Annotated in this window: 14 protein-coding genes; 3 read left to right on the top strand and 11 right to left on the bottom strand. The window is 67.0% G+C overall.

Going from position 1 to position 12,766, the window contains the following annotated elements; genetic code table 11:
* Positions 1 to 5: 5 nt before the first annotated feature.
* From QX010_RS04895 to QX010_RS04910, 4 genes are all read right to left on the bottom strand, one after another.
* On the bottom strand, positions 6 to 1,625 hold the full coding sequence (locus QX010_RS04895; protein WP_316177982.1) for a rhodanese-like domain-containing protein: 1,620 nt from the start codon (positions 1,623 to 1,625) through the stop codon (positions 6 to 8).
* 192 nt (positions 1,626 to 1,817) lie between these two features.
* Positions 1,818 to 2,009: a hypothetical protein gene (locus QX010_RS04900; RefSeq protein WP_316177984.1), complete on the bottom strand. Its 192-nt coding sequence runs from the start codon at positions 2,007 to 2,009 to the stop codon at positions 1,818 to 1,820.
* Positions 2,010 to 2,075: 66 nt separating this feature from the next.
* Positions 2,076 to 2,594 (bottom strand): hypothetical protein, encoded by a 519-nt coding sequence (locus tag QX010_RS04905; RefSeq protein ID WP_315804531.1) that lies wholly within the window; start codon positions 2,592 to 2,594, stop codon positions 2,076 to 2,078.
* Positions 2,595 to 2,871: 277 nt separating this feature from the next.
* Complete coding sequence (locus QX010_RS04910; RefSeq protein ID WP_315804532.1) at positions 2,872 to 3,276, bottom strand: nuclear transport factor 2 family protein; 405 nt, start codon at positions 3,274 to 3,276, stop codon at positions 2,872 to 2,874.
* A 136-nt stretch (positions 3,277 to 3,412) separates the two neighbouring features.
* Between QX010_RS04910 and QX010_RS04915 the strand changes: the two genes are divergently transcribed.
* Positions 3,413 to 5,029, top strand: coding sequence for a flavin monoamine oxidase family protein (locus tag QX010_RS04915; RefSeq protein ID WP_316177985.1), 1,617 nt, complete (start codon positions 3,413 to 3,415; stop codon positions 5,027 to 5,029).
* Between the two features lie 25 nt (positions 5,030 to 5,054).
* Positions 5,055 to 6,773, top strand: a complete 1,719-nt coding sequence (locus QX010_RS04920) for an ATP-binding protein (RefSeq protein ID WP_316177987.1) — start codon at positions 5,055 to 5,057, stop codon at positions 6,771 to 6,773.
* On the opposite strand, the gene QX010_RS04925 is transcribed toward QX010_RS04920, so the two are convergent.
* Positions 6,774 to 7,418 (bottom strand): glutathione S-transferase family protein, encoded by a 645-nt coding sequence (locus tag QX010_RS04925; protein WP_316178449.1) that lies wholly within the window; start codon positions 7,416 to 7,418, stop codon positions 6,774 to 6,776.
* A gap of 182 nt (positions 7,419 to 7,600) precedes the next feature.
* On the opposite strand from QX010_RS04925, the gene QX010_RS04930 reads away from it, so the two are divergent.
* Positions 7,601 to 8,050: a Rieske (2Fe-2S) protein gene (locus tag QX010_RS04930; RefSeq protein ID WP_316177989.1), complete on the top strand. Its 450-nt coding sequence runs from the start codon at positions 7,601 to 7,603 to the stop codon at positions 8,048 to 8,050.
* Between the two features lie 120 nt (positions 8,051 to 8,170).
* Here QX010_RS04930 and QX010_RS04935 read toward each other — a convergent pair whose 3' ends face one another.
* From QX010_RS04935 to QX010_RS04960, 6 genes are all read right to left on the bottom strand, one after another.
* Positions 8,171 to 8,413 carry a hypothetical protein gene (locus tag QX010_RS04935; protein ID WP_316177991.1) on the bottom strand — a complete coding sequence of 81 codons (243 nt, stop codon included), beginning with the start codon at positions 8,411 to 8,413 and terminating at the stop codon, positions 8,171 to 8,173.
* A 24-nt stretch (positions 8,414 to 8,437) separates the two neighbouring features.
* Positions 8,438 to 8,752: a hypothetical protein gene (locus tag QX010_RS04940; RefSeq protein ID WP_316177992.1), complete on the bottom strand. Its 315-nt coding sequence runs from the start codon at positions 8,750 to 8,752 to the stop codon at positions 8,438 to 8,440.
* Positions 8,749 to 9,492 carry an ankyrin repeat domain-containing protein gene (locus QX010_RS04945; protein ID WP_316178451.1) on the bottom strand — a complete coding sequence of 248 codons (744 nt, stop codon included), beginning with the start codon at positions 9,490 to 9,492 and terminating at the stop codon, positions 8,749 to 8,751. The genes QX010_RS04940 and QX010_RS04945 overlap by 4 nt, the downstream gene beginning before the upstream one ends.
* A 65-nt stretch (positions 9,493 to 9,557) precedes the next feature.
* A complete protein-coding gene (locus QX010_RS04950; protein WP_316177993.1) occupies positions 9,558 to 11,201 on the bottom strand; it encodes a nitroreductase family protein in 1,644 nt (547 codons plus the stop codon).
* 271 nt (positions 11,202 to 11,472) lie between these two features.
* Positions 11,473 to 11,676, bottom strand: coding sequence for a hypothetical protein (locus tag QX010_RS04955; protein WP_315804485.1), 204 nt, complete (start codon positions 11,674 to 11,676; stop codon positions 11,473 to 11,475).
* 12 nt (positions 11,677 to 11,688) lie between these two features.
* Entirely contained in the window at positions 11,689 to 12,651 is a 963-nt protein-coding gene (locus tag QX010_RS04960) for a PDR/VanB family oxidoreductase (RefSeq protein ID WP_316177996.1), read from the bottom strand.
* Positions 12,652 to 12,766 lie beyond the last annotated feature (115 nt).

Consider the following 12,766-nt stretch of genomic DNA (forward strand, 5'->3'; position numbering starts at 1 on the left):
TCGACCTACACCACGTGGAAATTCGACACGCTGTCGTTGGCGAGCTGGGCGACGAGCTGCAGCTCCCAGTCGATATAGGCCTGCATCGCTTCGGCCGCGTTGTCGGTGCCCTCATAGGGCCGCTTGTAGACGTCGTCGGCAGGCGAGATCCGGGACTGCCGCTCCGTCTCCAATGCGTGACCCGCGGCCGTCCATGCGCGCGTGCCACCTGAAAGCACGCGGACCTCGCGCGGCGTCGCAGCCCGTGCGTCGGCCAGCGCGAAAGCCGCCTCGGCGCCGTCATCGCTGGTCAGCACGATTGCGCTACTGCCGGGCAGCTTGGCCAGATCGTTGGCAAAGCGCGACGCCAGCACGAAATGTGCGCCGGGAATGTGCCCGGCCTTGTAGCTCGGACTGCGTGTGAGATCGACGATGGTCCACGCCGCCGCATCGGCCGCGAGTTGCTCGGCGCTGATGGTCGCTTCGCCAAGTTGCGGCAGCGGCGGCCGGCGTGCGGCGCGGATTTCGGTTTCGGTGGCTGCAACGACATCCGGTCCCACGACCGACACGTCCCAGCCCATCTGCTTGAGCCACGACGCCGTCATGCGCGCGCGCACGCCGTCATCATCGAACAGCACCAGGCGGGCGCCGCGCACGCCGACCCATTCGTCGATCGCCTGCACGAGCTGGCCGCCCGGCGCCGACGCGAAGCCGGCTGGATGCGAGCTGGCATATTCCTCGGGCGTGCGAACGTCGAGGCAATACAGCGTGCGCGTCCCGGCCTCGGCCTGATGGCGCGCGAAGGTCGCGGCATCCAGCACGCCGACGCCGACGCGCTCGGCCCAGGCCTTGGCATCAGCCAGCGCGGTCGCGTAGCTCGCCGCTGGCCGCTCCAGCATGCGCGCGGTCCTGCCGCGTTCGACCTGATGGCCGGCCAGCGTCCAGCCGATCGTGCCGTTGCGCAGCGCATAGATCCTGTTCGGCAGCCCGGCATTGATCAGCGACTGCGTGCCGATGATCGAGCGCGTGCGTCCGGCGCAGTTGACGATGATCGTGGTGTCGGGTGAGGGCGCGATCTCGCGCGCCCGGAACGCCAGCTCGCCGCCGGGGACGCTGACCCCGCGCGGAATGCTCATGGTGCGGTATTCCTCGAAGCGGCGGGCATCGAGCACGACCAGGTTCGACTCGCGCTCGATCAGGGCCTTGGCTTCGTCGGCCGACAGCGACGGCGTGTGCCTGATCGCCTCGACCAGTTCGCCGAACGCCTTGCTCGGCACGTTGACGTCGCGGAACACCTCGCCATGGCGCGCATAGCCGGACAGTCCGCCATCGAGGACCGACACGTCAGTGTAGCCCAGCGCCCGGATGCGCGGCACCGCGCGCGCGGCATAGCCTTCGTCATCGTCATAGACGACGACAGGCACGTTTAGCCGCGGCACGAGATCGAGGATGCGCAGCTCGATCTGCGACAGCGGCAGCGACACCGCGAAGAACGGGTGCGACAGCGAATAGGGGCCTTCCTCGCGGACGTCGAGCAGCGCCACCTCCTCGCCGGCGCGCCAGCGCCGCCGCAACTCGGTCGGAGCCATCAGGCGCGGCTGATCAGATGCATTCGGGAACAGGCGAGAAGGCGTCGGCGATGTCATTCGGGAGTCCGCAGGTGAGCTCCGCCGCGGCTTCCGGAACCGTTCATGCGTCCGTGGAGCAAACCTGCGGCATGGAGCGGCAATCACGGTGCGCAGCCCGGGCCGGGGCGCATGGGATGTCGCACCTGTGTGGCGGCATGGCGGCCGTTTGTCCAGCCCGCCGCCCCTGATTGCGCTCGGCAGCAGCGCCGGTCAGACGTGCGGTCCCAGCATGGCGATGTAGAACAGGTCCTCGCTGGAGAGCCCGGCGGACCGCCGCGGAAGAACGGCGGCGTTTCGTCCGGTCGTTCTCTGCTCCGACATGCGCTCGGAACGGAAGGTGCCGAGCCAGCCTTCAAACCACGAGACGTAGCGCACGAGATCCTCCGCAACTGCTGTGGCCACTCGACTATCACGCGGCAGGACTGCCTGGACAAGGGCCGTTGATGCCGTGGCCCCGACTTTGACAAATCATGCTCGCTGTAACGCCTCGCCGGCAAATTCCTTTCCCGCTGCGCGTTCGTCGCACAGCTCTGCTTCTCCACCGGAGGCGTGAACGTCGCCATTCCGTCCCATCAGGTCGTCATGCCAATGGGTACGGAACGCCATCCAAGAGGCGTGATCCTGGAACGCGACCTCGGCGAACCACTCGACCGTGACTGCGCCGCTCGGCCAGTAGCGTTCCTGGTCATGCCAGCACACCACCGGCCAGCGCGGATTGCGATAGGAGCGGCCGGTCTCATCATGCAGCGAGGGACGGCCGAGGTGATCGATCAGCCACGCCATCACCTCGGGCAGGAACGTCGCGGCAAACGACACGCCGTGGCGTCCGAGCCGTTGCGGCATCCGCATGACGCGCTGATCGATGATGGCGAACGCCGGCGGCACGGCACCGACGTTGAACTGCCTGATCATCAGCAAGCGGAAGCCGCAGTCGCAGAGCTCGGCGGGAACGGCGTGGATCGCGGTCGGCTGTAGCGGAGCCGTGATGTTCATCCCAGTGCTCCCCGCGCCTGGCCGAACGTGAGGTCGATGGCGTGCTGCAACGCTGTGCGCGTCGGCACATCGCTGCGCTTCAGATAGGCGGTCAGAACGCGTGCCATCCCGTGTCTCCCGTCGGCATCTGCACACTGCTGGTCGCAGCCTTCGCAGATCGCCTTGCGTGGAGACGGACATCCGGTCCGAATCCGACGCGACGAAAATCAACAATCTCCGACATTGCTGCCGGTCAGGGAGGACACATCAAGTTTCGTGCCAGATGCGACGATCAGTGGAGGCGATGGCCGTCGGCGTCGTCTTCCGGTGTCGCGAGCTGCGCGATCGGGCTGGATTGGTGGTGGATCATCCGCCAGGCGCCGTCGATGCGCGCAAAGTGATTGGCCGCGGCGAGCGCCGCGCCATCCACCAGCTCGATGCAGAGCACGTGACCATGATCGCCGCTGACGATCGCGTGCGGATCCGCACAGACGATGTTCGGCCGGCCCGGGTTGGCGAGGATATCGCGCCAGCTGCCGATCACGGCGGCGCGGCCGACGATCGCCGGCCAGCCGGGATGAATGCAGGAGATACCGTCGCGATCGGCCCAGAGGGCGACGAGCGCCGCGAAATCACCGTCCGTGAAGGCAGCATAGAAGGCCGCATTGGCGGCCAGGATCTCGCGCTCGTCGCTCATTGTGATGAGGTGAGCCAAGCCGTTGCGAAAATCAAGCAATGTTTGGAAACGCACACGCGCGCGCCTGCAAAAACTTGCAAGCTTTTTGCAGGACCCGGTCGAGACGCGATCGCAACGCATCAGCCGAGGTCCTGCCATGCTCGAAACGGCCATTGTCGGAGGTGGATTGTGCGGAATGGCACTCGCGCGCAGCCTGCAGCAGCGCGGCAGCACGTTCGCTTTGTTCGAAGCCCGACATCGCCTGGGCGGGCGGGTGCTGTCGGCCAGGAGCAAGGGCGGGCTTGCGCTGGACCTCGGCCCGACCTGGTTCTGGCCGGACACCCAGCCGCTGCTCGCCGGCCTGGTCGCGGAGCTCGGCCTGTCTGACTTTGCCCAGCACGATGATGGCACGCATCTTCATCTGAGAGAGGCGGACAAGCCGGCCGAGCAGATCGGCGGGCCGCCGGTCCACCAGGGCGCGCGCCGGCTCTCCGGCGGCATGGCGAAATTGATCGAGGCGCTGGCACGCGATCTGCCGCAGCCCTTTATCCATCTCGGCCATGAGCTGATGCGCATCGTCGACTGCGGCACGCATGTGCGGCTGATCTTCGCCACAGCAACGGAATCGGTCGCGATCGAGGCCAGGCGCGCCGTGCTCGCGCTGCCGCCGCGGCTGCTGATCGACCACGTCGGCTTCTTTCCCGAGCTGGACGACGCGACCTTCGAGGCGATGCGTGGCGCCGAGACCTGGATGGCGGCGCAGGCCAAGGTCGTGATCGCCTACGACCAGGCGCATTGGCGCGACCAGGGCCGGTCCGGCAATGCGTTCGTCAGCCACGAGCAGGCCGTGATCGGCGAGATCTTCGATGCCTGCGATGCGGGCGGCGACCGCGCTGCGCTCGGCGGCTTCCTCGCATTCTCGCCCGATCTGCGCGCGGCCTTCAGCGTCGGGCTGCCGTTGCTGATGGACAGCCAGATGGTGCAGTTGTTCGGCTCCGCGCTGGAAGGCGGCGAGCAGCACTACCAGGACTGGGCGGCCGAGCGCTTCACCTGCAGCGCACTGGATCGCACCACGCCACGCGGCGAGCACAGCGAGATCGCCAATCCGATGCTGCGGCGGGCGCTGTGGGACGGGCGGCTGTATCTTGGCGGCGCTGAAACCGCAAGTCACGCGGCCGGCTATCTCGAAGGCGCGCTGAACGCCGCCAGGCGCATCGAGCGCGCGATCGCCCGGGGCATCGGCGAGACCGCCGCGCCGCGCGCGGTCGCCGCGACCGGCGACGGGCTGTCGGGCAACGCCGCGAGCCTCGCCTGGTTCGGCGCCTGGGTCGCCGCGCAGCGTGACGCCGCGTTCGACGACTATCGGCAGCGGCTCAATCGCGGCCTCGCCGCGCAGCAGCGCGAGCAACTGACCCAGCTCGCTCTTCTCGGAGCCACCGAGCAGGTGTTCGCTGCGGCGCTGCAGGTGCTGGACGCACTGACCTTCGACATGCGCGACGTTGCCGTCGAGCGCGGACGCTCCGTCCTGATGCCGGAGATCCAGAAGCCGTTTCGCGATGTCATGCAGTCGCTGCTCGACGATGCCATAGCCTTCAACCGCACCTCCTGCGCGCTGTCGAACTTTCCGTTCGAGCACAAGCCGTCGAAGGATTATGTGCAGACGATCCTGCGCGACATCGCCGCCGCCTGGCAGGAATTCTCGCTCGCCGCGAACCGTCTGCTGCTGGCGAAGGCGGACGCGGCGATGCGCCCGCCGACGAGAGTGCCGTCGTGAGTGGGGCGGCATCGAGATGCGAACCATGAAGCTGCAGATCGAACGTCCGACCATCGAGGCGATGGCGGCGGCCTTTCCGCACCTCGCCTCGCTGAAGGAGCAGTTGCGCTTCGGCGACAGGGTCGAGGTCGACGTGGCGCAGCTCGCGACCGCCGAGCTCGACTTCCTGCGCGACAGCTACCAGAAGGCCGGTCCCGAATGGCACGCCCGTGCGGCGCAGATCGCGACCCTGCAGCGCGCCTTTGCCGATTCCGGCGCCCGCTTCGCCGAGCACGAGCTGGAATCGGTGCTGCCGGCGATTGCGCGCTACCTGATCTCGGGCGCCATCCGCGGCTGGATGTTCACCGCCAACGTCGCCAGCCGTCCGTTGCCCTATGTCGTGACGCGGCTCGACTACACGGCGCCGTCGAACGACGAGGCCGGCCGTGTCTTCATCGAGCTCAAGGCCAATGCCAAGGGCGCGATCACCACGTCCACCTTGCGCATCTCCGCCGGCGACATCGTCGGCAGGACGGTCGCCGAGATCTTCGCCGCCAAGGGCTTCCTCAAGGAGACGCCCGAGCTGATATCCGCCTACGATGAGACGGCCGAGCGGTACTTCGCCTGGCGCGGTCGCTATGGCGCGCAGTTCTCCGGCCGCGGCATCGGCTTCTTCGCCGATGATCCGAACTCCTCGCATCGCGACATGGACTGGTCGCGCAAGGACGTGATCGTGCTGTCGTCGGGCGGCGGCAGCGCGCGCCTCGTCAACGACGAGGGCGTTCTCACCGAGCGGGCGCTGACGCTCGAGGTCACCGGCGACATTCTCGGGCAGTACCTGCGCAAGGCCGCCAAGAGCAATCTCTATGATGCCGAGCAGGAGGTCGCGGACTCCAGGGCGGCGATCCCGAAGGGCCTCTTCTGCAAGATCCCCGTCCATCCCTACATGCTGATGTTCCATCTCGACCTGCACCATTATCTCTGGGTGCACGCCGACGACATGGTGCCTTACGCCTATCAGCCCGAGCTCAAGCAGAAGCTGGTGCTGCCGGAGGAGCAGACCGACCTGATCGACATTCTCACGGCCGAGATGGACCTGCTGATGGACGACATCGTCGCCGGCAAGTCGGGCGGCACTACGGTGCTGTGCGCAGGCCCGCCCGGGGTCGGCAAGACGCTGACGGCGGAGGTCTACGCCGAGATCATCGGCCGGCCGCTCTATCGCGTGCATTCCGGCCAGCTCGGGCTGAACGTCGCGGCAATGGAGGGCGCGCTGAAGGATGCGCTGACCCGGGCGCAGCGCTGGGGCGCGGTCATGCTGATCGACGAGGCCGACGTCTACATCAAGCGGCGCGAGGACGACATGACGATGAATGCCGTCGTCGGCGTGTTCCTGCGCGTGCTGGAATATTTCAATGGGCTGTTGTTCCTCACGACGAACCGCATCGACGACATCGACGAAGCCATCGTGTCGCGCTGCATTGCGTTGATCAAGTTCCAGGCGCCGGACGCCGCAGCGCGCGGCCGGATCTGGCGGGTGATGTGCGAGCAGTTCGGCTTGAAGATCGATGCCGGCCTGGTGGAGCCGCTGGTGGAGACGTTCCCGGGTGCCTCGGGCCGCGACATCAAGGGGCTTGCGAAGCTGGTCGCCAAATATTGCCACCACAAGCGCGTCCGTCCGACCATCGAGGTCTTCCGCCGCTGCGCCATCTTCCGCGGCATCGATCTCGGAGACCACGCGCTGCTGCCGGAGGCCGCTGAGTAGTCACGGCGTCGTCGTCTGCCCCAGCGTCGCCGGATTGTAGCCTTCCTCGCGCAGCACCCGCTGCACGACCGGCCGCGCCAGCATCCGCCGGTAGTGCGCGAGCAGGTTGGCCGGCAGCGCAATGCCGGTCTTGTCGGCCCAGAACGCGACGTAGAACAGGATCGGATCCGCCACGGAGAATTCGCCGCCGAGATAGGGCCGCGTGCCGAGCATCTTGTCGAGCACTGCGAAGCCTTTCGCGACGATGTTGCGGCCGAGCGCGCGCACGGACTCCTGGTCGGCCTCGTTGCGGCTGAAGGTCGGCGTCGCAAAAATGCGCGCGAAGCCGTGGCCATGCACGGTACCGGCAATGTAGCTCATGGCTTCGAGCAGCCGCGTTTCGGTCTCGATATCCGAGGGCCATAATCCGGCGCGTGGCCGCGAGCGGCCGAGCCAATAGGCGATCGCCGGCACTTCCGTCAGCACGCTGCCGTCGCTGCGCACCAGCGCCGGAATCGTCGATTTCGGGTTGATGGCCACATAATCGGGTTTGAAATTGTCACCGGCCGGGAGATTGACGATATGGGCCTCGAACACCTCCTCGAGCTCTTCGAGGATGATGTGGATGCCGGTCGAGCACGATCCCGGCGTCATATAGAACTTCATCGTGGCCATCATTGTCTCCCCAGCCGACTGCGCGCGCGCAGGCGGCATGCTTCATGCAAGGATCGGGACAGATCGAGAGTGACGCGCCGAGGCCCGCCAGTTCGGGCCGCTGCCGTCAGGTTTGCGACAGGAGACTCTTCACGGTCCCGCAGCTCCGTCGCCTCGTCGAGGGAGCGTCGCGCATGACGGAACGTGAGCCGGAAGTCTTCGTCATCTGTCCGACGACGAGCATCGCGCCGGGTGAAGCCAGGGCGTTCAGCCTGTCGCGGATCGGCGACAATGGCGAGGCGCGGCCGTTTCCGATCGTGATCATCCATACCGTGTGCGGCGGCTTCGTCGGCTATGTCAACAGCTGCCCGCACGAAGGCAAATGGCTGAACATCGGCAGCGGCCAATTCTTCAACGCGGAGCGCACGATGCTGCGCTGTGGCCGGCACGGCGCGATCTTCGAGATCGACACCGGATTGTGCACCAGCGGTGATTGCGAGGGCCAGAGCCTGGAGCCGATCGCGCTCGCGGTCATCGACGGCGAGGTCTGCCTGTGCGGCGTCGCGCTGGTGGAGGATACGAGCTTTCCCGATCCGTTCGATGATCTCGATGAGACCATGGAGATCATGATCCATCCCGAGTGAGGCATTCTTCCATCCGCCCGTCATTGCGTGGAGCGGGGGTGACGAAGCAATCCAGGGCCGCGCGCGTGGTCGTGGATTGCTTCGCTGCGCTCGCAACGACGTCGTCACGGTGATGGGGGCTCAGAACCCATCCGCCTTCGTTCCCCACGGATGACTTCCGGGCACCAGCGGCGCCTTGATGCCGGCTTTCTCGACATCGGCCTTGGTCTTGAAGAACGTCGCCTCGTGCACCAGCGTGCCGTTCTTCGTCGTCACCGCGACATAGCGCGCGACCGTGTCGATGTCGCACAGATAGCCGCCGCCGGGATCGGCGGCACTGCGCAGATTGCCGTCCCAGTCCACGAAGAAGCCGTCACTCGACATTTCGATCTCCATTTCGTCGTTGATTCAGGTTTCGGGTTGATCGGCGACCAGTTGCGCATAGGCGCGCTCCACGATCGCCCGGCATTGCAGCAGGCGCTGATGCTCGGCCTTGCCGATGCTTATCGTCTCATCGCCGGAGTCGGCTGCGGTCGTCGCCGCCTGCAGCGCATCGAACAGGGCCTTCTCGAGCTGATAGATGCGCTCGCTGGCGCGCTCCAGATAGGGAATGGGATTGGCACGGACATTGGCCTCGTGCAGCGCATCGAGGCTGAGCAGCGTGCGAAACCGGCGTTCGACCTGGCGCTGCTGCATGCCGAAATCGTGCTCGATGACGCTCATGGCCGGGCCTCGGGCGCGGCCGCCTTCGACGCCGCCGCTTTGGCGGCGCGGCGCAGCAAGGTGAGGCATTCGAGCGAGGCGGCCATGTCGAGCGCGGAAAAGCCGTCCAGCGTCTCGGTGCTGATGTCCGCGCCCTCGGCCAGCAGATGCGCGACCATTTCGGCCTTGCCGGAGGACGACGCATACATCAGCGCGGTGGCACCATTGTCGTTGCTGTTGTCGAGATCGATGCCGGCCTCGACCAGCGCGTCGATGGCGGCGAGATGCCGGCCGACGCAGGCGAGCCACACTGCGTTGTTGCCGTCGGCGTTCCTGGCGGTGACGTCGGCGCCGGCAGCGAGCAGCTCGCGGATGACGGCGACGTTGCCGAGATGTGCCGCCTTCATCAGCGGCGTGGTGCGATTGGCGATGATGGCGTCGACGTCCTCGGCGGGAAAGCCCTCGGCGGCGAGCCACGCCGCCAGGGCCGGACCGACGTTCGCCGCGCCGCTCCGCGCGGGATAACGCTGGCGCCACGCCTCATAGCCGCCGTCGAGGCTATAGACCTCCGCGAAGCCGAAATCGGAGAAGGTCTGCGCATACTCCTGGCTGGCATTGCCGTGATAGCAGTAGATCAGGATCGGCGTGCGCTTGGTCGTGCCGGCGATGATTTCGGAGAGATTGCGCTGGGTGAGATGCCGCGCGCCGGGCAAATGCGCAGTGTCGAACGAGGCGGGGTCGCGGACGTCGAAGCGCAGCACGTCGTCGCGCTGCAACAGCTCGGCCGCGTGGTCGACGTCGATGCGCTGGAACGGAATGCGCGGTCTCATCGCAGGTCTCCCGCTTCGTTGCGTGTGCGGCCCGGATAGGCGGCCAGTGTCGTGATGCGGTCATCGGTCAGGGCACGGCCGACGGTGAAGTGGTAGAGCGTCTGGAAATCGGCTGCGACGACGCCGAGCATCTCGTGCACGGAGTCGTCGAAGAAGCAGCCGATGCCGGTGCCGCGCAGGCCCGCCGCTTCGGCTTCAAGGTAGAGTACGTGGCCGATCAGGCCGGCCTCCCAATGCAGTTGCCGATAGCGCCACGGATGGTCGCTCACGGCAGGCGTGAACTCGGCGAGCATCGCCATCGCAAAGCAGCTATCGCCCGCGATCGCCTGGTGACAGCTCGCGGTGCGGATCACGCCGCGGCTGTCGGTCGGCAGCAGCCGGAACAACGGCAGATGGTCGGCTGCGCGCTCGACGTGCTGCCAGTCGAAGTCGGGACGCAGCGCGCGCCGCAGGCTGCTCTCCGCCTCGCCGTTGCGCGGTAGCGCATAGAGCCCGGGCGTGAGGCCGTCGACGCGGTGGACGAACAGCAGCGGATGCAGCCGTGGCGCGAATGGCCAGGCGGTCCATGGCGGCGCGGCGCGCGGCAGCAGCGCGTCGAGAAGGTGAAGGAACGCTGCGAGGTCCATCGTGAATCTGGCGTCGAAGCGCTGCGCGCTGCGCCGGCTGAGAATGAGCTCGGCCGCGCGCGCGCCTGACCGCCGCGGCAGCGGCGGGCACTGCGACGGAACGGAGACCGCATCCTGCGCCGCACCGGCCGTGGCCGTGCTCACCTCGGGAATGACGGGCCAGCGATAGAGCGGATGGCGATCGAGCCGGTTCGCCTGGCCCTTCCAACTGTCGTCGATCTTGGCCGGCGATGGCAGGGCTGTCGGCGGCCGAGAGCGCGCATCGCGCGGCACGATCGCGAGCAGCACATCGGCGTCCTCGGTCTCGACGCCGGCGAAATCATCCGCGCGATCGAGTCCCATCAGTGCTGCGAGTTGCGCGCTGTCGATGCCGTCGATCACGTGCGCGCTCCAGCCCAGCGCAGCGGCGGCGTAGCTGACGGCGCCGATCGCATGTCCGAGGTCGAGCTGGCAGTAGCGGAACGCGCGCTCGCCATATTTCCACGCCTCGCGCCAATGGATCGAGGACAGCGCGAGCCACAGTCGCGGCTCGCCGGGCGATGTCCTGCCGCGACGGCAACGTTGCTCAAGCGCGTGATCGCGGCTGACATAGTGGTGAAGACCGTCGCTGAGCCCCGGCACGTTCTCCGCGATGACATAGGCCTCGGTCGGATGCAGATTGCCGCTGGAGGGATTGCAGCGCAGCGCCCAGCGGTCCGGGCCAAGCTCCTTCCATGCGGCCAGTCCGAACGACAGTTCGAGCAGCAGCGCGACGCCGTCGATCGTCAACGGCTGGACCGGCGCCGTGGCGTCGCAGGCCTCGGCGAAGCTCACGGCGAGACGGTCCGAGGTCAGCGGCAGATGCAGCCGAGGGCTGCCGGCGAACTCGCGGAACGGATTCGGCTGCGCGTCCCAGTCCAGCGTCTCGGGTCCCGCCGCATAGCGCTTGAGACTGTGCTTGGTGCGGGCGTGATAGGCCAACGCGATGTCGGCGGCGGCTGGGACGTCCGCCGTGCCGGACGATGACACGGACATGCTTCCTCACAAGGCGCGACCTGCGCGGTCGCGCATGTTGGACGGTCGCTCGGTAACGGCGTCGGGCGGAGCAAGAACCGTTCCGAACGGCCGCAACTGCCTCCGCATCGTCATTTTGGAATGCGCCGGTCGGGCGCGGGCTCGGAGCTCATCGCCACGGCCGGTGGATCTGGAATCCGAGCGCCTCGCTGCGCATCGTCTCGGAGTGACGCGACGGGAGAGCGTGTCCGATTCCGAACAGCGCGACCGGAACTGTGGGCTTCTCGACATTTCAATGCCGGTGCGCGCCGGCCGATGCGCTGGCGTCGATCAGCACGGTGACCTTGGCCGCGATCGACAGCCACGCCCGATGCGCGGCGAGCTTGTGGCCGAGCTTGAAGCTGTCGGCCATGCGGGCCGCGAACGCCGGCCCCTCGGTCCCGTGCTGTTGGGCGATGATCCACGCGGTCTGCCACAGATCGGTCTCGCTGGTCACGGCCGATGCCTGCTAGAGATCGAGCACCAGCCGGTCGCCCTTGGCGCGCGACACGCACGGCAGGAAATAGCCCTCGGCGCGCTGGGCCGCGGAGAGGCGCTTGTCGCGATGATCGATCTCGCCGTCGATCACCCGGGTCTTGCAGGTGCCGCACATCCCTTGCTCGCAGGAGGTCGCGATCTTGACGCCGTTCTCCTCGAGAAAGGCGGTGACGGTCTTGTCGCCGGGGATCTTGAAGGTCGCGCCGGTGCTCTTGATGGTGACGTCGAACACCTTGTCGAGCAGCGCGGCCGCCGCCTTGGCGGTGAACCGCTCGACATGGATGCGCTCCTCGGCAAAGCCCTTCTGCCTGGCGAGCGCGATGATCGGATCCATCCACCAGTCGACGCCGCAGATGAACAGTTGCGTGTCGTCGGGTCGGTCGGCCAGCAGCTCGGCAGCCTTCAGCAACTGATTGTCCTCGCTGGATTCCTTGTAGTATCTGGTGTCTTCGGCGAAACGCGACGCCTCGATGGTGCCGCGGAACGAGTCCGGCGACATCAGCGCGAACACGTAGTGCAGCTCGAACGGGATGGTCTTGGCCTTCAGCGTGTCGGCGATCGACAGGATCGGCGTCACGCCGATGCCACGCGCCACGAGCAGGGCGCGCTTGGTGTCCTTGGGGATCTTGAAGCGGTTGCGCGGGCGGCTGACCTGCAGCCGGTCGCCCTCGTTGATGTCGAGATGCAGCGCCTTGGAGCCGCCGCGGCTGTTGCCGTCCTTCCACACGCCGATGCAGTAGCGGTTGCGCTCTGAGGCGCTGTTCAGCAGTGAATATTGCCGCGTCAGTCCATTCGGCAATGTGACGTCGATATGGCTGCCGGGGGTGAAGCCCGGCAGCGGCTGATCGTCCGCCGGAACGAGCTCGAACGAGGCCATGTTGTGCGCCTCGATGGCCTTCTTGGCCACGACGACCGTGTGCAGGCTGTCGGACATCTGACAACTCCATCTTGCGAGCCGGCTCATGAGAAGCCGATGCAAGGGCGAGGCCAAACCGCGTTCGCCGCGGAGCGCGGCGGCTTTTCCGCTTGTGCTCGCTGCAGATTGGATG

The organism is Bradyrhizobium sp. SZCCHNRI1009 (assembly GCF_032487575.1).
Classification (GTDB): Bacteria; Pseudomonadota; Alphaproteobacteria; order Rhizobiales; family Xanthobacteraceae; genus Bradyrhizobium.